The following is a 22,019-nucleotide window of genomic DNA, read 5'->3' on the forward strand; positions in this document are numbered from 1 at the left end:
TCCCTTTCCGGCGGTTCCGACTCTATCAGATCCTTTTTTCGACCTGACCCCCGGTCAGCGGGGTTTGTCTTCCCGGCTGTTCGGCCGTTCCGACGTCCCAAACCTTAGCGGATCTCCTCGGCGATTCCCAATCGGGCCCTTGGTGGATCCGTTCGAGGTCGACAAGTCCCATTCGAATTGAATTCGGGGACACCGAAAGCAACCCGGCTGGGAGATCGTGCTGGTGGTTTGATTGCCGCAGGTGCGGCGGGAGGTGTCGCCGGAGAACCGTTACGGCTCCGTGGCAACCCGAAGAACCCTACGGATCGAGCAGGGGACTGTCAAGGCCCCTCTGTCAAGATCTTTTAGTCGAGGTCGCTGAGCCTGCCGCCGGCGTCCGGCTGGGCGTGCTCCACCCTGCGCAGCAGCCGGGTCAGGACCTCGCCGAGGACCGTGCGCTCGGCCTGGGTGAGGTCCTGCAGGAGATCCCCCTCGAAGACCGTCGCCAGGCGCATGGCCTCCAGCCACTTCTCACGCCCGTCGGGGGTGAGCTCCACGATGACGCGGACCCGGTTGTTCTCGTCCCGCTCACGGGTGACCAGACCCTCGGCGACCATGCGGTCGATGCGGTGGGTCATCGCGGCCGGGGTGAGGCCGAGCCGCTTGGCCAACTCGCTCGGGCCCAGTCGATAGGGAGCACCGGAGAGGACGAGCGCCTTGAGGACCTCCCACTCGGCGTTGCTGATGCCGAGGGCGGCGGTCTGCCGGCCGTAGGCGACGTTCATCCGGCGGTTCAGCCGGGACAGCGCCGAGACGATCTGCTCGACCTGGGGGTCGAGGTCCTGGAACTCGCGCTGGTAGGCGGCGATCTGCTCTTCGAGTGTCGGTTCGCTGCCGATGCCGGAGGTGTCGCCCATGTCCGCAGTATGGCACGGGGCCGCTTGGCGTCGAAGTCCTTCCGGGTGTACTGTTTAGCATCGAAGTTTAGCTTCGAAGTCTTCAGTTCTAACTACTGAAGCATGCCAAGTAACCAGCACGACTCGAGAGAGGTGAACGTGACCAGGGCGATGGGCGCGGCGATGCGCCGGATCCACGTGGCCAACGGACTCAGCGCGTTCGGACTCGGCTTCACCGTCCCCTACCTGTACGTCTACGTGGCGCAGGTGCGGGGGCTCGGAGCCATGACGGCGGGCCTCGTGCTCGCCGTCTTCGCCGTGGCCGCGTTGATCGTGCTGCCGTTCGCCGGCCGGGCGATCGTGCGGCGTGGCCCGCTGCCGGTCCTGCTCGCCGCCCTGGTCACCGCCGCGCTGGGCGCGCTGAGCCTGGGGCTGGCGGACGGTGCGGCGACCGTGCTGCTGTCGGCGGCGGCGCTCGGCGCCGGGCAGGCCGTGATGCAGCCGGCGCTGGCGACGATGATCGTGGACTGCTCGTCGACGGAGACGCGGTCACGGGCCTTCGCGATGCAGTTCTTCCTGCAGAACCTGGGGCTCGGCGTCGGCGGTCTCATCGGCGGCCACCTCGTCGACACCTCGCGGGTGTCGTCCTTCACGCTGCTCTTCGCGATCGAGGCGGCGGTGTTCGTGCTGCTGGTCGTGCTGATGTCGACGGTGCGGATGCCGCGCGCGCCCCGTGTCGGGGATGCTCCGGCGGGCGCCGGGACGGGCGCGAACGGCTGGCGGCAGCTGCTCGGGAACCGGGCCATGGTGCAGCTGTGCGTACTGGGTTTCGTGCTGTTCTTCGCCTGCTACGGGCAGTTCGAGTCGGGTCTGAGCGCGTACGGCGTGGAGGCCGCGGGGATATCGACGTCGACGCTGGGGACGGCGCTGGCCGCGAACACGCTGATGATCGTGGTGGCGCAGTTCGCCGTGCTGAGGTTCGTCGAACGGCGGCGGCGGTCGCGGATGATCGCGGCCGTGGGTGCGATCTGGGCGGTCGCCTGGGCCGCGGCGGCGTACGCGGGGCTCGGGCACGGCAGCCAGGCGATGGCGACGGCCGCGTTCGTGTCGACGTACGCGCTGTTCGGACTGGGTGAGGCGATGCTGTCGCCGACGCTCGCGCCGCTGGTGGCGGATCTGGCGCCGGCCGGGATGGCGGGGCAGTACAACTCGGCGTTCGCCCTGGTCAAGCAGCTCGCTCTGGCGGTCGGGCCGGCGGTGGGCGGTCCGCTGGCGGCTTCGCTGCCGGGGCCGTACGTCGTGGTGTTCCTGCTGTTCGCGCTGGCGGTCAGTGTGCTCGCGCTGCGGCTCGGGCGGGGGCTCACGGCCATGCAGGATCACCCGTGGGCCGCGCGGAGCCGGGTGGTGGCTCGCGGTGGGTCGGCCGCCGAGCCGGTGCCCGCGGAGGCGTGAGCCGACTGGGGCCCCGGCTCGGCGCCCGCTCCTCGGGTTGACGAGGCCGGCTCGGCGGAACCCGTGAACGGCGGCCGTCACCTTCGGGTGGCGGCCGCCCCGCGTGTCGTACGACCGCTGGTCACGGCTGCCTGCCCGGCAGCGCGAACTCGCACCACACCGCCTTTCCGCCGCCCGGGGTGCGGCGGGAGCCCCAGCTCGAGGCGATGGTGGCGACGATGGCGATGCCGCGGCCGGACTCGTCGACCGGTTCGGCGCGACGGCGCCTGGGGAGGTGGTCGTCCCCGTCGGTGACCTCGACGATGAGCCGGCGGTCGGTGCGGCGCAGACGCAGGCGCATGGGCGGTGTTCCGTGCTGGAGGGAGTTGGCGACGAGTTCGCTGGCCGCGAGGACGCCCGCGTCGTGCAGATCGGGCGGGAAGCGCCAGCTGGTCAGGACGCCGGAGGCGAACGCACGCGCGCGGGGAGCGGCTTCCACGCCGCCGAGCAGTTCCAGCGCGGCGTTGCGGAAGAGTTCGCCGTCCGGGCCGGTGCGTGCGGGGTGCTGGAGGACCAGGACGGCGACGTCGTCGTCGTGGTCGGCCTGCACTCCGGCCGAGCGGACGAGGCGGTCGCAGATCACCTGGGGGGCGCCGGTGGCGCCGGACAGGGCTCGTTCCAGGGCCGCGATGCCCTCGTCCAGGTCCTGGTCCCGGCGTTCGACCAGGCCGTCGGTGTAGAGCACGGCCGTGGAGCCGGGGCCGAGCGGGACCGATCCGGAGGCGTGCAGCCAGCCGCCGGTGCCGAGCGGCGGACCGGTGGGTTCGTCGGCGCGCACGACGACGCCGCTCTCGTCGCGGACCAGGATCGGCAGGTGCCCCGCGGAGGAGTACACCAGCCGGCCCTCGTTGGGGTCGTGGACGGCGTAGACGCAGGTCGCGATCTGGTTGGCGTCGATCTCGGCGGCCAGGCCGTCGAGGAGCTGGAGGATCTCGTGCGGTGGCAGGTCCATGCGGGCGTAGGCGCGGACGGCGGTGCGGAGCTGGCCCATGACCGCGGCGGCGCGCACCCCTCTGCCCATGACGTCTCCGATGACCAGTGCGGTGCGGCCGCCACCGAGGGTGATGACGTCGTACCAGTCGCCGCCGACGGCGGCCTCCGTGCCGCCCGGCTGGTAGGTGGCGGCGATCCGCAGGTCGTCGGGCTGCTCCAGCACCTGCGGCAGGAGGGAGCGCTGGAGAGTGACCGCGGTCTCGCGCTGGCGTCGCTCGCTGGCCCGCAGGCGTTCGGCGGCTTCCGCGTGGTCGGTGACGTCGGCGGCGAAGACCAGTACCCCGGGGTTCGTGGCGCGGCCGTCGCCCGCGGCGCCGCCGGCCGGGGTGCAGGTGAAGGTGTAGCAGCGGCCGTCGGTCGCCCTGCGGGACTTCAGGGTGCGGGGTCTGCCGCTGCGCAGCACCTGGTCGAGGAGCGGGAGCAGGCCCAGTTCGCGCAGTTCGGGGAGTGCCTCGCGGGCGGGTTCGCCGAGGGTGCGGGCGCCGAACGCGGAGGTGTAGGCGCCGTTGACGTAGGCGATGCGGTGGTCGGGGCCGTGGACGAGGGCGACGAGGGCCGGGACGCGGTCGAGGACCTCGCGTGCGGGGAGTTCGTCGACGGCGGGCACGGGCGGTGCCCCGTCGGCTCCCTGGCCGGCGCGTGCGGCGGGAACGGAGCCGTCGGCCCGCCGGCCGGGCGCCGTGGCGAGAGTGGTCCGCGCCGCGGCGCGGCGCTGCGTTCCGGGGATGCCGGGGAGCCGGGCGCTCCAGCGCGTGAAGTTCACGAATCCTTGCCTCGTGTCTGTCGTCTCGGGCCGGCTCCGGGCCCGGCCGGGGGTTGGGGCCGCGCGGCGGGTCCGCACATTTCTACCGCCCCGGTCGGTGCGGCACAGCGGTGATGCGTCATCGGTGACCGGGGGCGGGCGGCTGCCCGCCCGGGTCGTGGACCAGTCTGGCAGTGCGGCCGCCTCGCGCCGACATCCGTCGGACGCCGGGGCGTGCCACGGAGTTCCTCGATCCGGTCAGGACGACCCTTTCGGGTTGATGTTCGGGTCGAGAGGATGCTTTCCACCGGCCGCGAGTTCGAACTCGGCGCGGGGGTGTTCCAGTGAGCCGAGGGAGACGACCTCCCGTTTGAAGAGCCCCGCCAGCGTCCACTCCGCGAGGACCCGGGCCTTGCGGTTGACGGTGGGGACCCTGCTGAGGTGGTAGGCGCGGTGCATGAACCAGGCGGGGTAGCCCTTCAGCTTGCGTCCGTACACCTGTGCGACGCCTTTGTGCAGTCCGAGCGAGGCGACCGAGCCGACGTACTTGTGCGCGTACGTCTCCAAGGGCTCACCGCGCAGGAGGTGGGCGATGTTGTCGGCGAGGAGCCGGGCCTGGCGGACCGCGTGCTGCGCGTTGGGCGCGGTCTCCCGGCCGGGTTCGGCGGCGGTGACGTCGGGCACGGCGGCGGCGTCGCCGGCGGACCAGGCGTGCTCGGCCCCCTCGACGGTCAGCCGTGCGGTGCACCTGAGCCGGCCGCGGCCGTCCAGGGGCAGGTCGGTGGCGGCGAGGAGCGGGTGCGGTTTGACGCCGGCGGTCCACACGAGCGTCCGGGTCGGGAAGCGCTGGCCGTCGCTGAGGACGGCGACGCGGTCGGCGCAGGATTCGAGGCGGGTTCGCAGGAGGACCTGGATGTTGCGGCGGCGCAGTTCGGTGACCGTGTAGCGGCCCATCTCCTCGCCGACCTCGGGCAGGATGCGGTCCGTGGCCTCGACGAGGATCCACTTCATGTCCTCGGGCTGGACGTTGTGGTAGTAGCGGGCGGCGTAGCGGGCCATGTCCTCCAGCTCGCCGAGCGCTTCCACGCCGGCGTACCCGCCGCCGACGAAGACGAAGGTGAGGGCCGCGTCGCGGATCTCCGGATCGCGGGTGGAGGAGGCGATGTCCATCTGTTCGAGGACGTGGTTGCGCAGCCCGATGGCCTCCTCGACTGTCTTGAAGCCGATGCCGTAGTCGACGAGGCCGGGGATGGGCAGGGTGCGCGAGACGGAGCCGGGGGCGAGCACCAGCTCGTCGTAGGCCAGTTCCTCGGCGCCGCCGGTCTCCTCCGTGGCGAGGGTCGTCACGGTGGCGGTGCGGCGCGCGTGGTCGACCGCGGTGGCCTCGCCGACGATGACGCGGCACTGGTCGAGGACACGGCGCAGCGGTACGACGACGTGCCGGGGGGAGATCGCGCCGGCGGCCGCCTCGGGGAGGAACGGCTGGTACGTCATATAGGGGTCGGGCGTGACGACCGTGATCTCGACCTCCCCCCGCCTGAGCTCCTGCCTCATCCGCTGCTGCAGGCGCAGGGCCGTGTACATCCCGACGTAGCCGCCGCCGACAACGAGAATGCGCACACGTTCCTTCACCATCCCATGACGCACCCGTGACTCTCGTTTGTCCACAGGCCCGACGATTCGTGTGACGGTCCGCCGGTGCTCCCCGGGGTTGGCCGAATCACCGGAGTATGCAAAAAGCACGCAGGTCAACGCGGGTAGGGCGGGATGCGGAACGCATGGCAATCCGGACGTATGCGACCCGTACTCCGATCGGGGGGCGCTCTGTGCGGAACCTGCCCCTTCTGAATTGACTGCCTCTCAACTATGTTCGTGTCGACGGGGTGTAAGGGGTGGGGGGGCGAACGAGTCCGCGGGGTCCGGCCGGATCGCGGGAAGGGCTCGCTCGTGCGCGGTTCCCGCTTCGCGCACCTCGGATTCAGTGGCGGGGAGTGTCTCCGGGGGGAGACGTCATTACCGGGGGATCAGTCATGCACATTCAGGACACTCATTGGTCGACCGCGTCCGCCGTCGTGCCCGGCGGCACCGCGATCAGCGCGGTGGCGAACGGCGGGCCCGGGGAGGAGCCCAGGTCGGCCCGGACGACGCCGCTGCGCGTGGACGCGCAGCGCAACCTCGAACACGTGCTGCGGGCGGCGCGCGAGGTCTTCGGCGAGCTGGGCTACGGCGCGCCGATGGAGGACGTGGCGCGGCGCGCTCGGGTCGGGGTGGGCACGGTGTACCGGCGTTTCCCGAGCAAGGACGTCCTGGTGCGGCGGATAGCCGAGGAGGAGACCTCCCGGCTGACCGACCAGGCGCGGGCCGCGCTCGGCCAGGAGGACGACGCGTGGTCGGCGCTCTCGCGCTTCCTGCGCACCTCGGTGGCCTCCGGCGCCGGGCGGCTGCTGCCGCCGCAGGTGCTGCGGGTGGGAGTCGCGGAGGAGCCCACGGAGGAGGCGGCCGGGCCGGACGGAGTACGGCTGCCGCTGCCGCAGCAGCGGACCCAGCCGGGCGCCGGGGAGCTGCGGCTCGTGCCCGGCGGGGACGGCGCGCACGCGTCGGACCCGGCGGTGGAGGACGCGGGGGCGGCGGCGCTGCTCGAGGTCGTGGGACGGCTCGTCGAGCGGGCCCGCGCGGCGGGCGAACTGCGGCCGGACGTGTCGGTGTCGGACGTGCTGCTGGTCATCGCGACGGCGGCGCCCTCGCTTCCGGACGCCGTCCAGCAGGCGGCTGCCTCGGCACGGCTGCTGGACATCCTGCTGGAGGGTCTGCGGTCCCGTCCGGCGTGAGCCGGCGTGCCGGCTGGGGTCGCCCCTCGGCTCGGTTCCGGGAGTCCGAGGGGGTGCGGTCCCGTCCGGCCTGAGCCGGGCGGGACCGCGCGGCGCCGTCCGGCCCGGCCACGGGTCATCCGGGCGTGGCGGGGTGGGTTCGCGTGGCCTCCGCGAGTTCGGTCAGGACGTCTTCCAGGGTCAGGCCGGCGCCCCGGGCGTGTTCGGCGCCATGGCGGTCCGCGGTGAGGGTGGCCCGGGCGGTGGCCTCGATGCGTTCCGCCGCCGCGCGCTCGGGCAGGGGACGCGGGCGGCCGTCGCGCCAGCGGTCGGCGGCGGCGAGCAGCCGGACCGCGCACGGGATCTCACCGAGCCGGGCCAGCAGTTCGGCCGCCATGTCCACGAGCGCCGTCGTGACCACCTCCGAGCACCGCTGCTCGGCGGCCGTGCGCAGCGCGTCGGCCAGCAACGGCAGGCCGTGCTCCGGGCCGGACTCGCCGGCCGTGACGAGGGCGTGGACCGCGCTCAGCATCGCTTCGAACTGCGGTGGCGGGGTGCCGCGCTCGCTCTGCGCGCGGGACGCCTCCCAGTGGGCGCGCGCTCCGGCCACGTCCCCGTCGTCCAGGGCGATCTGCGCCCGCAGCAGCTCGACGAAGGCCCCCGAGTCCGCCACCTGGTACCGCTCGGCCGACGAGCTCGCCTCGTCCAAAGCGGTCCGGGCGCCGGTCCGGTCACCTGAGCGGTAGGCGATCTCGGCGAGCCGCGCGAGCAGGAACGCCGCCTCGGCGTGCGCACCGACCTCCCGGGCGAGCCGCAGCGCCTCCTCGTACTCGGCGCGTGCCTCCTCGAACCTGGCGCGCGCCATGGCCGCCTCCCCGGCCGCGCTGCACACCTGGGCGCGCATCCAGCGGTCGCCCACGCGTCGGCTGAGCCGGCGCAGTTCGGCCAGGTCCTCGTCGACGCCGCGCAGGTTGCCCGGTGAGTCGACGACCATGTGGGTGCGGAACATGAGGGCGACACCGATCTCCCAGTCGCCGCCGTGGCGGCGGGAGTTGGCGACGGCCGCGTGCATGGCGGACTGGATCTCGTCCGGACCGCCCGTGTAGTAGACGGTCAGCGGCCAGAGCAGGCCGGGCATCCGGGCCGCCCGTGGACCGCCGGCCTCGAACGTGGCCCGCACCTGGGCGACGTAGCGAACGAAACGCTCGTCGCGCGTCCAGTCCACCGGCTCGGAGTCGGAGGTCAGGAACAGGTGCAGCATCCGGAGGTCCATGCGGACGGCGCGCAGCGGGTGGTGCCGCTCGCCGTCCGGCGCGTCGAGCAGCGCGGCCACGGGGTCGGCGGACGGGCGCGGAGCCGGGGGCGCCGGTGAGGGCGCGGGTGCCGGGCCGTACCCGCCCGCGCCGCCCGCGCCGTCCGCTCCGGTCCCACCGTCTCCGGCCGCTGTGTCCGCGGTCGTGCGGGAGGTGTGGAGGGCGTCGAGGGCGGCGCCCAGGCCCAGTGCGCGCAGGGTCCAGCCGGCGGCCTCGCGACGGTAGTTGCGCAGCCACCAGAACCAGCCCATGGCGAGGACGAGTCCGCCCGCGTACCGTTCGTCGCCGGCCGCCAGGGCTCGGTCGAGAGCCGCCCGGATGTTGTCCAGCTCGTTCTCCAGGCGGGCGAGCCAGGGCAGTTGCCCGGCCGATCTGAGCCGCGGATCCGCCTCCTCGACGAGCGCACGCACCCACGCCCCGTGCCGGTGCTCGGCGGCGGCGCGCACCCCGGGGCACTCGGCGGCGCGCTCGACGGCGTACTCGTGGATGGTCTCCAGCATGCGGTAGCGCATCCGCACACCACCGTCCTCCTCGCACGGCGCCGCGACGATCAGTGACTTGTCGACGAGGGCGCCGAGGAGGTCGGCCGCGGGGCCGGTGCACACGGCCTCGGCGGCGGTGAGGTCCCAGCCGCCCGCGAAGACGGACACCTCGCGCAGCACGGTCCGCTCCCGCTCGTCGAGCAGGTCCCAGGACCAGTCGACGACGGCGCGCAGGGTCTGCTGGCGGGGCAGGACCGTGCGACTGCCGGCGGTGAGCAGACGGAAGCGGTCGTCGAGCCGGTCGGCTATCTGGCGCGGGGTGAGCAACCGCAGCCGGGCGGCGGCCAGTTCGATGGCCAGCGGCAGACCGTCCAGACGGCGGCAGATCTCCGCGACGGCCTCCCGGTCGCCCGGGACGCCGTCGCCGCCGGGTCGGACGGCCGCGGCGCGCTCGGCGAAGAGGCGGTGAGCCTGGGCGGGCAGCAGGGGCTCGACCGGGCGCACCACTTCGCCGGGCACGCCCAGGGGTTCCCGGCTGGTGGCGAGGATCGTCAGTCCCGGGCAGCGGGTGAGGAGCGTCTCGGCCAGGTCGGCCGCCGCGCCGATGACGTGTTCGCAGTTGTCGAGGATCAGGAGACGGTCGTGCGGGGCGCAGTGCGCGACGAGCAGGGCGACCGGGTCGTCCTGCGGGGCCGCCAGTTCGTTGGTCATCAGCACCGTCTCCCGCAGACCGAGCGCGCTGACCACCGCGCCCGGCACCGCCTCGGGCCGGTCCAGCGGCGCGAGCTCGACCAGCCAGGCGTGCGGGAGCCCGGCGGCGGCTTCCTCGGCGAGGCGGGTCTTTCCGGAGCCGCCCGGCCCGGTGAGGGTGACGAGGCGGGCCCCGTGCAGGTCGGCACGGATCGCGACGAGTTCGGGTTCCCGACCCACGAAAGAGGTAAGCCGTGGACGGATGTTGCCGGTTCGCTCGAACGGGTGAGGATCGGGCCGCGGGACGGGATGGTCCGCTCCCGGGCCGTCGGGAGACGGTTCCGCGCGGGCCTGGGCCCACGGCGCCGCCGGGGCGGGCGGTTCCACCGGGGCGGAGGCGAGTCGTCGGTCCGCCCGGCCCGCGGGGGCAGCCCGCACCGCCGGCGCCTCAGGCGCAGCCGGTGCCGTCGGTGCCGCATGTGCCGCATGTGCCGCATGTGCCGCAGGCGCGACGTTCGGGTTGAGGAGTTCGGCGTGCAGGGCGCACAGTTCCGGGCCGGGGTCCGTGCCCAGGCCGTCGTCCAGGGCACGGCGGGCGGTCTCGTACGCGGCGAGGGCGTCGGCGCCGCGGCCGGTGTCGCGCAGGGCTCGGATGAGGAGGGCGTGCAGCGGCTCGTCGTACGGGCGGGTCGCGGTCAGTTCCGTCAACTCCGGTACGACGTCGGCGGCGCGGCCCAGCCGCAACAGCGCGTCGGCACGGGCGCGGACCGCTTCCACGCGCAGGGCCTCCGGGCGGGCGGCGGCCGCGCGGTCGGGCAGGTCGGCGAGGGCGGGGCCGCGCCACAGGGCGAGTGACTGGTCGAGGGCGGCGGCCGCCGTGGCCGCGTCGCCCCGGACGAGGGCGTCGGTGCCCTGCCGTACGAGGCGTTCGAATCGGAAGAGGTCGACGTCGTCCCGGTCGGCGGTCAGCCGGTAGCCGCCCGCCTCGGAACGCACCGCCTCCTTGCCGAGGGCACGGCGCAGGCGACCGACCAGGGCCTGGAGCGCGGCCGGGGCGTCCAGGGGCGGGCTGTCGTCCCAGACCTCGTCGATCAGGGCGGCCGGGGCGGCCACAGTGCCCACGCGCAGCGCGAGGGCGGCCAGCAGCGCGCGCAGCCGGGAGCCGCCGAGGGACACGACGGTGCCCTGGTCGTCCTCGGCCTGGGTGACGCCCAGGATCATGTACCGCACCGGCTCATTGTCGCCGGGAGCGGGAAGCCGGGGCACGGAATTCGCGGCGGGGCGGCTCAGGACGAGGTCGCAGCGGGACGCGTCCGATCCCGAGCCGGGGCGGGTACCGACACGGGAGCGGCGCGAACGCCGTCACAGGCCCCGGCCGCACGCCGGGGCAGGACCAGGCGCACGCCGACGTACGAACGGGACGAAGACCGACGCACGACCGATGCCGGACCGGTGCTGACACCGTCACAGGACCAGCACGGACACCAGCCCGGACGCCGGCACGGGACCAGCACGGACGCCGACGCGGGAGCGGAGCGTAGGGCGTCCCGGGACCAGGGCGGGTGTCATCCCCCGGAGGCCAGAGCGCTCCTGCGGGGTGCGATGCCCGCCGGGACGGCGCGTGCGCGTGCGGGTGTTCCGGTCCAGCAGGTGCCCCTGCGGGCCAGCAGGCGGCGCAGCCACGTCTCCAGGGAGACCAGGTCCGCCAGGCCGTCCAGGGGGAGCGGTTCGCCCTGGGCGGCGGCGCGCAGGGCCTTGCGGACCACCCGTGCCTCCACCAGGCCGGCCTGCGCGAGCAGGGGTGTCGCGAACAGGTCGACCAGGTCGTCCACGGCCACCCGCAGGCCGGCGCGGGCGGCGACGGCCGCCGGGGCGTGCGAGGGCGCCCCCCAGCCGGGAGGCAGCCCGCCCACTCCGGCGCCTTCCAGCACCGTGCGCAGGATGGCCGCGCGCGCTCCCGGCTGGACGCGCAGCGCCTCCGGCAGGGCACGGCAGGCGCGGACGACCTGGTTGTCGAGGAACGGGGCGTGCAGCCGCTGGGAGCGGATCTCCGCGGCCTGCTCCAGCACCCGTAGGTCGGCGGCGTGTCTCGCCAGGGCGGCACGCGCGCGATGGTCCCCCGGTCGCTGGCCCGGGCCGATCGCGGAGCGCGTCGTCGAGCCCTGGAGGCGAACCGATACTTCAGCCAGTGCCTCGCCGGTCAGCCACCGTGCGGCCGGCCCGGGGCCGGCCCAGGTGAGCGCGGCCAGCGACGCCCCGACCGCGCCCGGGGGCTCGTCGAACCGGCGGTGCAGCAGCCGCTCGGCGAGCCCCTCCAGTCCCGCGCGGTACGGCGTCCTCGCCAGTCGCCGGGCGGCGCCGTACACCCGCGCGGGGACCATCACCGACCCGTCGGCCCTGGCCAGCGCGGCGACGGGCCGGACCAGGTGGCGGCGCTTGCGGTCCATGAGGAGGTCGGCCAGCCGCGCGGGGTGCGCGTCGAGCACCTGGCGGGCGCCGTAGCCGGTGAAGTGGTCCGCGCTGCCCGAGGCCAGGCGTGCGCGGTGCCGGGCCGCCGTGATCAGGGAGGGTCCGGGCTCGTCGGTCAGCGGGCCGTCCAGGTCGGCGTAGGGCAGCACGTCCTCGCCGCCCGTGACGACCACGTGGCGCAGGCGCGGGTTGGCGGCGAGGGTGCCGGCCCGTTCCAGTTCGGCCTCGCGTCCGCCGACGGCGAGGTCGTTGAAGGTGACGGCCAGCAGCCGCTCGCCGGCGCCCGCGCCGTGGCCCAGGAGCGTGCCCGGGTTGCCGGGCAGGCCCGCCGCCAGCAGCGCGAGGGTGCCCGAGGCCGGGCCGCCGGACAGGTCCGCCCCGACTCCGGGCACCGGCATCCCGCGTGCCGCCCGGCGTTCGGTGGGCCCCATGCCGGGCACCGGGCCGGGGTCGATGTCGGGCACGTGCCGGGGCGCGGAGAGGCGGGCGCGGACGGCCTCGACCAGGGCGTCGCGCACCGCGTCGACCGCGCTGTCGGGATCGGCCGGGGGCGCCGCCACGGCGAGCGAGGCGACCGGCTCGTACCCCGCGACTTCGCGCGCGCCCGCGCGCAGGATCAGGGCGTGCCCGGGGGGAATGCGCCGTACGCCGTCGTAGGGCGTGGAGTCGTGCAGCGCGGCCGGGACGTCGGGAGCGGCGAGCAGGGCGGCGAGGTGGCCGAAGTCGAGGTTCGCCTCGACGAGGTCGGCGAGCGGCAGCGCCGCCGTGGCGTAGGCGGTGCCGCCGGCCCAGGGCGTGTGGAAGACGGGGCGGGCGCCGGCGAGGTCGCCGCAGACGGTGACCCGGCGGCCGACCTGTACGACGGCCGTGTAGCTGCCGGGCCAGGCGGTCAGGTGCCGCAGCGCGCCCCCGCGCGCGGCGAACAGGCCGACGCGCAGTTGCTCGTCGGAGGCGCCGCAGGTGCCGAGCACCGCGATCCTCGTCCCCGCGTCGGCCTGCACCACGCGGACCTCGTCCGGCCGCCAGTCGCCGACCGCCCACAGCGGGTCGGGATCGCCCCACAGAAGCTGGGAGCCCACCGGTTGCACGGTCTCGCCGTCGTATCCGGTGGCGCCCGCGGAGCCGATCCGGTCCGTCCCCGCGGCGGCGCTGCTCCATCCCACCAACCACCGCATCGACGCCTCCACGGACTGTGGACAACCAGGTGCACCGCACGAACCGGTCACCATGCTGCCACGAAGGAGGCGTGCCGGAGGGGAGGCGGAGCCGCCTTCGGCACGCTCCGCGCGCCCCCGCGCGCCTGCCCCGGTGATGGTGAACCCCCGTACCGGGCATGGTCGCTGCGACCTGAATGCGCCCCCTGATGCGCTCCCCGCAATACCTGCGCGCCGTCAAGTGCCGTGGTGAGGACGGAATTCGGCGGCGGGAGGTGCGGTCTATTTTCAGCCAAATCGGAGTTCGGGGAACAGACGTGCGCACGCTCCGTAGACGCTGCGCACAGTGCACGGACAACGCCCGGTCCGGGAGGCGGAGTTCGCCTCCCGGACCGTTCCGCCGCCCGCGGGGATGAAGGCGGCGGTGTCCCCCAGCCCACTGGATCCAGTACAGCGGGCCGACCCACGCACCGCCATGGAATCGCTCCCCAAGTGGCCGGAGTAGAGCGCACGCACGGGCGCACGGCCACACGTCGGGAGCACGTGGCAACCCAGCGTGCAGAGCCCGTACTCCCGTACGGACCACAATCCCGCCATCCGGAAGAATGCCCCTTAACGCTTGGGATGCGGCGAACTACGCTGGGTTTACGAATGCCGCGTGGTTATGCCAGCGCGGCAGCCGTCTGTGTCGAGGGGTGGCGCATGTCCAGGGAGCAACGCGGGCCGAACGAGAAGCTCGGCGCCGTTCTCGCCCTCGCGGGAATCAGCAACGCAGGGCTCGCGCGACGCGTCAACGACCTAGGCGCACAACGCGGCCTGACGCTTCGCTACGACAAGACGTCGGTGGCGCGCTGGGTCTCGAAGGGCATGGTGCCGCAGGGTGCGGCACCGCACCTCATCGCGGCCGCCATCGGCCAGAAGCTCGGCCGCCCGGTGCCGCTCCACGAGATCGGCCTGGCGGACGCGGATCCCGCGCCCGAAGTGGGCCTCGCCTTCCCCCGGGACGTCGGCCAGGCGGTGAAGTCGGCGACGGAGCTGTACCGGCTCGACCTCGCCGGCCGCCGGGCCGGGTCCGGCGGCATCTGGCAGTCGCTCGCCGGCTCCTTCGCGGTGACCGCGTACGCCACGCCCGCCTCCCGGTGGCTGATAACCCCGGCCGACAGTTCGGTGGCGCGCGAAGCGGGAGGGGCGGAAGGCTCCGGCGCACCGATCAAAGTCGGCCACAGCGATGTGCGCAAGCTGCGGGAGGCAGCCGAGGACGCCAGGCGCTGGGACTCCAAGTACGGGGGCGGCGACTGGCGTTCGTCGATGGTGCCCGAGTGCCTGCGGGTGGAGGCGGCGCCGCTGCTGCTCGGCTCGTACTCCGACGAGGTCGGCAGGGCACTGTTCGGCGCGTCCGCCGAACTGACCCGGCTGGCCGGCTGGATGGCCTTCGACACCGGTCAGCAGGAGGCCGCGCAGCGGTACTACATCCAGGCGCTGCGCCTGGCCCGCGCGGCCGCGGACGTGCCCTTAGGGGGTTACGTCCTGGCCTCGATGTCCCTCCAGGCGACCTACCGCGGCTTCGGCGACGAGGGCGTCGACCTCGCGCAGGCCGCGCTGGAGCGCAACCGCGGCCTGGCCACGGCCCGCACCATGAGCTTCTTCCGCCTCGTCGAGGCACGCGCCCACGCGCGCGCGGGGGACGCCCAGGCGGCCGGCGCGTCCCTGAAGGCGGCCGAGGCCTGGCTGGAGCGCTCCCGCGAGGGCGACAGCGACCCGACCTGGCTCGGCTTCTACGGCTACGACCGGTTCGCCGCCGACGCCGCCGAGTGCTACCGCGACCTGAAGGCGCCGCGCCAGGTCCGCCGCTTCACCGAGCAGGCGCTGTCGAAGCCGACGGAGGAGTTCGTGCGCTCGCACGGCCTCAGACTGGTCGTCTCCGCGGTCGCCGAACTGGAGTCGGGGAACCTGGACGCCGCCTGCGAGCAGGGCGTGCGGGCGGTGGAGGTCGCCGGGCGCATCTCCTCCGCGCGCACCACGGAGTACGTCAAGGACCTCCTGCACCGGCTGGAGCCCTACAGCCACGAGCCCCGGGTGGCCGAGCTCCGCGAACGGGCCCGGCCGCTGCTCGTGACCCCCGCGTAGACGGTTCGCCCGGGAGTGGGTCCACCACCCTGGTTCGTGGGCATTGTCAGTGGCACGGTGCACTATCGGAACCGGGAGGTGGAGCTGGTGCGGCCAGGGATCGGCTACGACTGCGACGTGCTGGTGGTCGGAGGCGGGATCGTCGGCCTGTCGACGGCGTACGCGATCACTCGTGCCGCGCCGGGCACGCGCGTGACCGTGCTGGAGAAGGAACCCGGCCCGGCCCGGCACCAGACGGGCCGCAACAGCGGCGTGATCCACAGCGGGATCTACTACCGGCCGGGCTCCCTGAAGGCGCGGTACGCGGTGCGGGGCGCCGCCGAGATGGTCAAGTTCTGCGCCGAGTACGGCATCGCGCACGCCGTCACCGGCAAGCTGATCGTCGCGACCGAGCGGGCCGAGCTCCCCCGGCTGCACGCCCTGGTGCAGCGCGGCCGGGAGAACGGCATCCCGGTGCGCGAACTGGGCGCCGCCCAGATCACGGAGTACGAGCCGGAGGTGCGCGGCCTGGCCGCGATCCACGTGGGCACGACCGGCATCTGCGACTACACCGCCGTCGCACGGGAGCTGGCCCACGCCTCGGGCGCCGAGATGCGCTACGGGGCAGAGGTCGTCCGGGTGGACCGGCGGCCGGAGCTCGGGGTGGCCGTCCGCACGGCGCGCGGCGACGTCCTGCGCGCGCGTGTGCTGGTCAACTGCGCCGGACTGCACTGCGACGAGGTGGCTCGGCTGACCGGGGACGACCCGGGGATGCGGATCGTGCCGTTCCGCGGGGAGTACTACGAGCTGGCGCGCCCGGAGCTGGTGCGGGGTCTGGTGTATCCGGTGCCGGACCCGGCGTTCCCGTTCCTCGGAGTGCATCTGACGCGCGGGATCGACGGCGGCGTGCACATCGGGCCCAACGCGGTGCCGGCACTCGCCCGCGAGGGCTACGGGTGGGGGGTCGTACGGCCCCGGGAGCTGGCGGGGACACTGGGCTGGCCGGGATCGTGGCGGATCGCCCGGCGGCACTGGCGGTACGGCGCCGGGGAACTGCGCCGGTCGGTGTCGAAGGCGGCGTTCGCACAGGCGGTGCGGAGACTGCTGCCGGTGGTGACGGAGGAGGATCTCGTGCCGGCGGCCGCGGGGGTCCGGGCGCAGGCGGTGCTGCGGGACGGGACGCTGGTGGACGACTTCCTGATCAGGGAGGGGGCCCGGGCCGTGCATGTGCTCAACGCGCCGTCGCCGGCGGCGACCGCCTCGCTGCCCATCGGGCGGGAGGTGGCTCGGCGGGCGCTGGCCGCGCTGGCCTCTGCGGAGGGGTGAGGAGGGCGGCAGGCGCCGGAGTGCGAGGGGGCGTGGGTGAGAGCGGGGAGTGGGGCCGGGACCGGGTCCACGTCTGTCGGTGGCGGGCGCGGTTGCCCGGGCACCGGGCGGGCTGCTTCGGTCCTCCGCCCCGTAAAATCGGTGGCACTGTGTCTGACTCCCTGAACCTCTCCCCAGCTCACCAGCTCCCGCACGACGTCTCCGGTGCGTCCGTTCGGCCCCCCCGGGCCAAGGGGGAGCCGCGGTTCCCCGACGGGCCCAGGGCCGATCCGGCCGGGTCGCACTTCGAGCGGCGGATCCGGAGCTTCCAGCCCCGACGGAGCCGGGTGACCACGGGGCAGGCCGACGCCCTGCAACGGCTGTGGCCCCAGTGGGGCCTGGACATCGACGGTCAGCGGGTGCTCGACCTCGCCGAGCTGTTCGGCAACGACCGTCCCGTGGTGCTGGAGATCGGGTTCGGGATGGGCGAGGCCACCGCGCGGATGGCGGCGGCGGACCCGGACACCAACATCCTCGCCGTCGACGTGCACACGCCCGGCCAGGGCAACCTGCTGAGCCTCGCCGACCGCGGCGGACTCGCCAACGTGCGGGTCGGCAACGGCGACGCGATCATCCTGCTGCGCGAGATGCTCACCCCCGACTCCCTCGACGGGCTGCGCGTCTACTTCCCGGACCCCTGGCCCAAGAAGCGGCACCACAAGCGGCGGCTGATCCAGCCCGAGTTCCTGACGCTGGCCGCCGCCCGGCTGCGGCCCGGGGCGGTCGTGCACTGCGCGACCGACTGGGAGCCCTACGCCGAACAGATGCTCGAGGTCCTGACCGCGCACCCGGGCTTCGAGAACACCCGGGCCGACGGCGGCTTCGCGCCCCGCCCCGGCTTCCGTCCCCTGACCCGTTTCGAGGGCCAGGGCCTGGACAAGGGGCACGTGGTGAACGATCTGCTCTTCCGGCGCGTACCGCACGGCGACCAGCAGCCGTGACCCCTGGGCCGCGCCCGGTCCCGACCGCACGCACCGGGCCGTGCCCCGTCACGACGACCACACCGACCGCCCCGTCACGACGACCACACCGACCGCACCGTCACGACGACCACACCGACCGCACCGTCACACCGACCGCACCGGACCGCACCGTCCGCGCCGGGCCACGCCTGATCACCTCGTCCGCACCGGGACGTCGAGGCACCGTCGCGGGCGGCGCCCTCCCTCGTTAGGGTCAATCACGTGGCCATCTGTCCCCCGTACCCGACGCATCCCAGCGGACCCGCCCCCGTCGGCGGCGGACCGCGGCACGCCCACTGGTGGCAGCGGAAGCGGGTGCGGTACGGCGCCCTGGCCGCCCTGCTGACGCTCTCCGGGCTCGTCATCCTCGCCCTCGTCCGCCGGCAGACCGGCACCGAGGGCTTCCTGGTCGGGCTCGGCCTGGCGGTGCTGCCGGTGCCGCTGCTGACGGCCGCCTTCCGCTGGCTGGACCGGGTCGATCCCGGTCCCTGGCGCAACATGGTGTTCGCCTTCGCCTGGGGCGCGTGCGCCGCGGCCCTGATAGCGATCGTCGCCAACAGTTTCGCGACGAAGTGGATAGCCACGGCGACCGCCGACCCGGCCGGTGCGGACACCCTGGGGGCGACCGTGATAGCGCCGGTCGTGGAGGAGTCGGCGAAGGCCGCCGCCGTGCTGCTGATCTTCCTCTTCCGCAGACGCGACTTCACCGGCATCGTCGACGGTGTGGTGATCGCCGGGGTGACCGCGACCGGCTTCGCCTTCACCGAGAACATCCTGTACCTCGGCACCGCCTTCGGCGCCGACCAGGTGACCGGCGGCCGGGGCATCGCCTCCGTGACCGCGGCGACCTTCTTCGTGCGGGTCGTCATGTCGCCGTTCGCGCACCCCCTGTTCACCGTCCTGACCGGCATCGGCTTCGGCGTCGCCGCGCTGTCCGGGGAGCGCCAGCGTCTGCGCCGTCTGCTGCTGCCGCCGACCGGGCTGCTGCTCGCGATGGGCATGCACGCGTTCTGGAACGGCTCCTCGACCTTCGGCGACTACGGCTTCTTCGCGGTCTACGGCGCCTTCATGGTGCCCGCGTTCGGGCTGCTGACCTGGCTGGTCGTCTGGACCCGGCAGCGTGAGCTGCGGACCGTGCGCGAGGAGCTGCCGGCGTACGCCGCCGCCGGGTGGCTGACGCCCGCCGAGCCGTTCGCCCTCGGGTCCATGCGGGCCCGCCGACTGGCCCGCGAGTACGCCGGCCGGCACCTCGGCAAGCCGGCGGCGCGGACCGTCGCCCAGTACGAGGCGTACGCGACGTCGCTGGCGTTCCTGCGCCACCGGGGACGGCTCGGCCGGGCCGGCGCCGACTTCGCCGTACGGGAGCGGGAGCTGCTGCACGCGATGTGGCGCGGGCGCGAGGTGGCGCAGCCCGCGCTGGACCACGCGGCGCGGATGACCGCGCCGCCGGTCCGGGTGGTCGCGCCGCCGTGGCCGGTGTACGGCGTGTACGGGCACTCCCAGCGGTACGGGCCCGCCCAGCACCAGGGAGCGGGCCCGGACGGCCGGCCCCAGGCGCACGGGTGGTACGGACAGCCCCAGGAACCCGGTGGCCACGGGCAGCCCCAGGGGTACGGGGCGTACGGGCCGGTGGCGCCGTCTGCCGCGTACAACCCGTACCGGACCCGGCCCTAGGACCGGCCGGGGGGATCAGGCGGATGCCTGGGCGAGCTTCCCGAGCTCGTCCTGCGTCAGCCGCAGCTCCGCGACGGCGAGCAGGGCCGGGAGCTGCTCCACGGTCCGCGCCGAGGCGATCGGGGCGACCACCGTCGGCTGGGCCGCGAGCCAGGCCAGTGCGACGGTGGCGACCTCGGCCCCACGTGCCCGGGCGATCTCGTCGAGGGCCGCGAGGACCTTCTGGCCGCGCTCGGTGTCCAGGTGCTTGCCGGCGCCCTCGGCCCGCGCGCTGTCGACCGTGGCGCCGGGCCGGTACTTGCCGGTCAGGAAGCCGGAGGCCAGCGCGTAGTACGGCACCGCGGCCAGGCCGGCCCGCTCGGCGAGGTCGCGCAGCTCGCCTTCGTAGGTGCCGCGGGAGACCAGGTTGTAGTGCGGCTGGAGCGCCACGTACCTGGCCAGGCCCTCGCGCTCGGAGAACTCCAGCGACGCCTCCAGCCGCTCGGCGGAGATGTTGGAGGCGGCGATGTGCCGCACCTTGCCCGCCTTCACCAGTGCGTCGAGGGCGCCGACGATCTCCTCGACGGGCACCTCCGGCTGGTCGAAGTGGGTGTAGTACAGGTCGATGTAGTCGGTGCCCAGGCGCTTGAGGGAGGCGTCGGCCGCGGCCTTGATGTTGGCGGCGCTCAGGCCCTGGTAGTCGGGGTGCTGGCTGACCTTGGTGGCGATGACCACCTCGGAGCGGTTGCCGCGCTCCTTGACCCACTTGCCGATGATCGTCTCGGACTCGCCGCCCCGGTTGCCCTCGATCCACGCGGAGTACGAGTCGGCGGTGTCGACGAAGTTGCCGCCGGCCGCCGCGTAGGCGTCGAGCACCGCGAACGACTGCGCCTGGTCGGCGGTCCAGCCGAAGACGTTGCCGCCGAGGGCGAGCGGGAAGACCTCGAGGTCGGACGGGCCCAGCTTGCGCAGTGAAGTCTTGGAAGTCATGTAGAGCATCAACGACCGATCCGGAGCGACCCATTCCGCGCCCCGCCGTTTCCGGGCGCAAAGATCGCGCAAACAAAGGTCAGGGGTTGAGGCCCTTGCCGTGCAGCCACGCCATCGGGTCGATGCCGGCGGGCGACCCGTCGGGGTGGACCTCCAGGTGCAGGTGCGGACCGGTGACGTTGCCGGTGGCGCCGACCCGGCCGATGACGTCACCCGTGCTCACCTTCTGGCCGACGGTCACGGTGATCGACGACTGGTGGCAGAACCACAGCTCGGTGCCGTCGTCGAGGGTGAGGATCGTGCGGTAGCCGTACGAGCCCGCCCAGCCGGCCTCGGTGATGGTGCCGCTGTGGATCGCCTTGATCAGGGTGCCGGTGGGGGCGGCGAAGTCGAGACCGGTGTGGTGGCCGGAGGACCACATGGTGCCGGCCTGACCGAAGGTGGAGGTGATGGTGTACGAGGAGGTCGGCAGCGTGTACTGCCTGGCCAGCTCGGCCAGCCGCGCCGCCTCCGCCTTCCTCCTGGCCTCCTCCTCCGCCTTCTTCTTCGCGGCGGCGGCCTTGGCCTCGGCCACCCGCTCGGCCTCCCGCTTGGCCTCGGCGGCGTCCGCCTGGGCCTTCTTCACGGCGGCGGCCTCGGCGGCGGCCCGGGCCTTCGCCTCGACCTGGTCCTGCTGCTGCTCGGCCTGCGCCATGATGCGGTTGCGCAGTGCCTCGCCCGCGTCGGGGGTGTCCCGTCCACTCGGGGCGGCGGCCGTGCCGACGTCGCTCAGCGCGGTAGCGGAGCCCTGGGGGGTTTCCTCCTGGACGGAGGAGTCCTCGAAGAGCGAGCCGACGGAGGGCACGCCCACGGAGGGCAGGTCGGGCAGGGAGATGGAGACCGGCGGCTTGCCGGTGTTGGCGCTGGCCATGCCGCCCGCGCCGACGGCGGCCATGACGCCGACGCCGAGCACGGTGGAGCTGCGGGCGAGTCCGCCGCCGCGCTGCTTGGCGACCCGGTGCCGGCCGCGTACCGGGCGGAGGGACTCCTCGGTGGGGTTCCACTCCTCCCAGGGGCCCTCATCGGGGCCCCGGTCGCCGTAAGCGAAGGTCTCGGGACCCTGGCCGGGCACGAACGGGGCTTCAGGGGCAGGCCGGTTGGACGCCACGCGGGCGTACTCCTTTCCTTCCGCGTCGCCTACCGGGTTAGCTGACGGGTTCGGAGCGGGAAGGTCTCCTACGCGCGTCAACCAGCCGTGACGACACGGTGGACGACGTGCGATTCACCCCAAGTTGGTGGTTCCCCGGTTCCCTCGCGGGATTCGGCGCGTGCGCGCACGGAGCCGCCTCTTGTGACGGCTGGGACGACCGCGCTGCGTTATCGAACGTTAATAGACGCGAGGCTCGGTTTCCAAGCCGCGCGGCTTGATCATTAAACCTTTTTGGCCAGGACATAACCCCTGCGGGGGGTGAAAACCGGGTGAGTTGACAAAGGATCAAGCCACTTCGGCGCCATCGCGCACCCTCCTCGCCACTCGGCCCGACCTGATGGTGTGTCAGTTGTTATGCGGACGGGGACCGGTCGCTCACGTGTCGTGACAACGATCAGGGGAGGGGGCGGGTCCGTCGGGACGGCGAGAACGCGCGGGAGGGGCGGGAGAGGCCCGGCCTCGTGAGCACACGAGCGCGGAGAACGAGCGCGGAGAACCCGAGGCTCGGGAACAGGCGGGATCGGAAAACACTCAGGGCCGGAATCCATGTTCGGATTCCGGCCCTGAGCCTTCAGTAGCGGGGACAGGATTTGAACCTGCGACCTCTGGGTTATGAGCCCAGCGAGCTACCGAGCTGCTCCACCCCGCGTCGGTGAAACCAGTGTATCCCATGTTCGAGGTGGGTTGCACACGCGTTTACACACGCCCGCCTCCGGCGGCCCGGACGGCGGCCCTCCG

13 protein-coding genes, 1 tRNA gene and 1 riboswitch are annotated in these 22,019 nt (G+C 73.8%); of the genes, 6 read left to right on the top strand and 8 right to left on the bottom strand.

What is annotated here, in order from left to right; translation table 11 throughout:
- Positions 1-344: 344 nt before the first annotated feature.
- Positions 345-896, bottom strand: a complete 552-nt coding sequence (locus ACF061_RS35215; RefSeq protein ID WP_392271092.1) for a MarR family winged helix-turn-helix transcriptional regulator — start codon at positions 894-896, stop codon at positions 345-347.
- A gap of 162 nt (positions 897-1,058) precedes the next feature.
- On the opposite strand from ACF061_RS35215, the gene ACF061_RS35220 reads away from it, so the two are divergent.
- Positions 1,059-2,327: an MFS transporter gene (locus tag ACF061_RS35220; protein WP_392271150.1), complete on the top strand. Its 1,269-nt coding sequence runs from the start codon at positions 1,059-1,061 to the stop codon at positions 2,325-2,327.
- Positions 2,328-2,448: 121 nt separating this feature from the next.
- Here the strand turns inward: ACF061_RS35220 and ACF061_RS35225 are convergent, their stop codons facing one another.
- Together ACF061_RS35225 and ACF061_RS35230 are read right to left on the bottom strand one after the other, a co-directional pair.
- On the bottom strand, positions 2,449-4,122 hold the full coding sequence (locus ACF061_RS35225) for a SpoIIE family protein phosphatase (RefSeq protein ID WP_392271093.1): 1,674 nt from the start codon (positions 4,120-4,122) through the stop codon (positions 2,449-2,451).
- A gap of 237 nt (positions 4,123-4,359) precedes the next feature.
- Positions 4,360-5,736, bottom strand: a complete 1,377-nt coding sequence (locus ACF061_RS35230; RefSeq protein ID WP_392271094.1) for an NAD(P)/FAD-dependent oxidoreductase — start codon at positions 5,734-5,736, stop codon at positions 4,360-4,362.
- Between the two features lie 395 nt (positions 5,737-6,131).
- On the opposite strand from ACF061_RS35230, the gene ACF061_RS35235 reads away from it, so the two are divergent.
- Complete coding sequence (locus tag ACF061_RS35235; protein ID WP_392271095.1) at positions 6,132-6,929, top strand: TetR family transcriptional regulator; 798 nt, start codon at positions 6,132-6,134, stop codon at positions 6,927-6,929.
- 115 nt (positions 6,930-7,044) lie between these two features.
- On the opposite strand, the gene ACF061_RS35240 is transcribed toward ACF061_RS35235, so the two are convergent.
- Positions 7,045-10,614 (bottom strand): BTAD domain-containing putative transcriptional regulator, encoded by a 3,570-nt coding sequence (locus tag ACF061_RS35240; protein ID WP_392271151.1) that lies wholly within the window; start codon positions 10,612-10,614, stop codon positions 7,045-7,047.
- A gap of 344 nt (positions 10,615-10,958) precedes the next feature.
- Positions 10,959-13,037: an asparagine synthase-related protein gene (locus ACF061_RS35245; protein ID WP_392271096.1), complete on the bottom strand. Its 2,079-nt coding sequence runs from the start codon at positions 13,035-13,037 to the stop codon at positions 10,959-10,961.
- Positions 13,038-13,718: 681 nt separating this feature from the next.
- Between ACF061_RS35245 and ACF061_RS35250 the strand changes: the two genes are divergently transcribed.
- The 4 genes from ACF061_RS35250 (at position 13,719) to ACF061_RS35265 (ending at position 19,123) form a co-directional block, all read left to right on the top strand.
- On the top strand, positions 13,719-15,143 hold the full coding sequence (locus tag ACF061_RS35250) for an MFS transporter (RefSeq protein ID WP_392271097.1): 1,425 nt from the start codon (positions 13,719-13,721) through the stop codon (positions 15,141-15,143).
- Positions 15,144-15,200: 57 nt separating this feature from the next.
- The gene (gene lhgO, locus ACF061_RS35255; RefSeq protein ID WP_392271098.1) at positions 15,201-16,448 is read left to right on the top strand and encodes an L-2-hydroxyglutarate oxidase; all 1,248 of its coding nucleotides are present in this window, start codon (positions 15,201-15,203) and stop codon (positions 16,446-16,448) included.
- 149 nt (positions 16,449-16,597) lie between these two features.
- The gene (trmB, locus tag ACF061_RS35260; RefSeq protein ID WP_392271099.1) at positions 16,598-17,428 is read left to right on the top strand and encodes a tRNA (guanosine(46)-N7)-methyltransferase TrmB; all 831 of its coding nucleotides are present in this window, start codon (positions 16,598-16,600) and stop codon (positions 17,426-17,428) included.
- A 243-nt stretch (positions 17,429-17,671) separates the two neighbouring features.
- Positions 17,672-19,123, top strand: a complete 1,452-nt coding sequence (locus ACF061_RS35265; RefSeq protein WP_392271100.1) for a PrsW family glutamic-type intramembrane protease — start codon at positions 17,672-17,674, stop codon at positions 19,121-19,123.
- 15 nt (positions 19,124-19,138) lie between these two features.
- Here the strand turns inward: ACF061_RS35265 and ACF061_RS35270 are convergent, their stop codons facing one another.
- The 3 genes from ACF061_RS35270 to ACF061_RS35280 form a co-directional block, all read right to left on the bottom strand.
- Positions 19,139-20,092, bottom strand: coding sequence for an aldo/keto reductase (locus tag ACF061_RS35270; RefSeq protein ID WP_392271101.1), 954 nt, complete (start codon positions 20,090-20,092; stop codon positions 19,139-19,141).
- 79 nt (positions 20,093-20,171) lie between these two features.
- Positions 20,172-21,239: a M23 family metallopeptidase gene (locus ACF061_RS35275; RefSeq protein WP_392271102.1), complete on the bottom strand. Its 1,068-nt coding sequence runs from the start codon at positions 21,237-21,239 to the stop codon at positions 20,172-20,174.
- 11 nt (positions 21,240-21,250) lie between these two features.
- A riboswitch (cyclic di-AMP (ydaO/yuaA leader) is annotated at positions 21,251-21,408 on the bottom strand.
- Positions 21,409-21,856: 448 nt separating this feature from the next.
- Positions 21,857-21,930: transfer RNA gene (locus tag ACF061_RS35280), tRNA-Met, on the bottom strand.
- Between the last annotated feature and the right edge of the window lie 89 nt (positions 21,931-22,019).

The organism is Streptomyces sp. NPDC015220 (assembly GCF_043079345.1).
GTDB lineage: Bacteria > Actinomycetota > Actinomycetes > Streptomycetales > Streptomycetaceae > Streptomyces.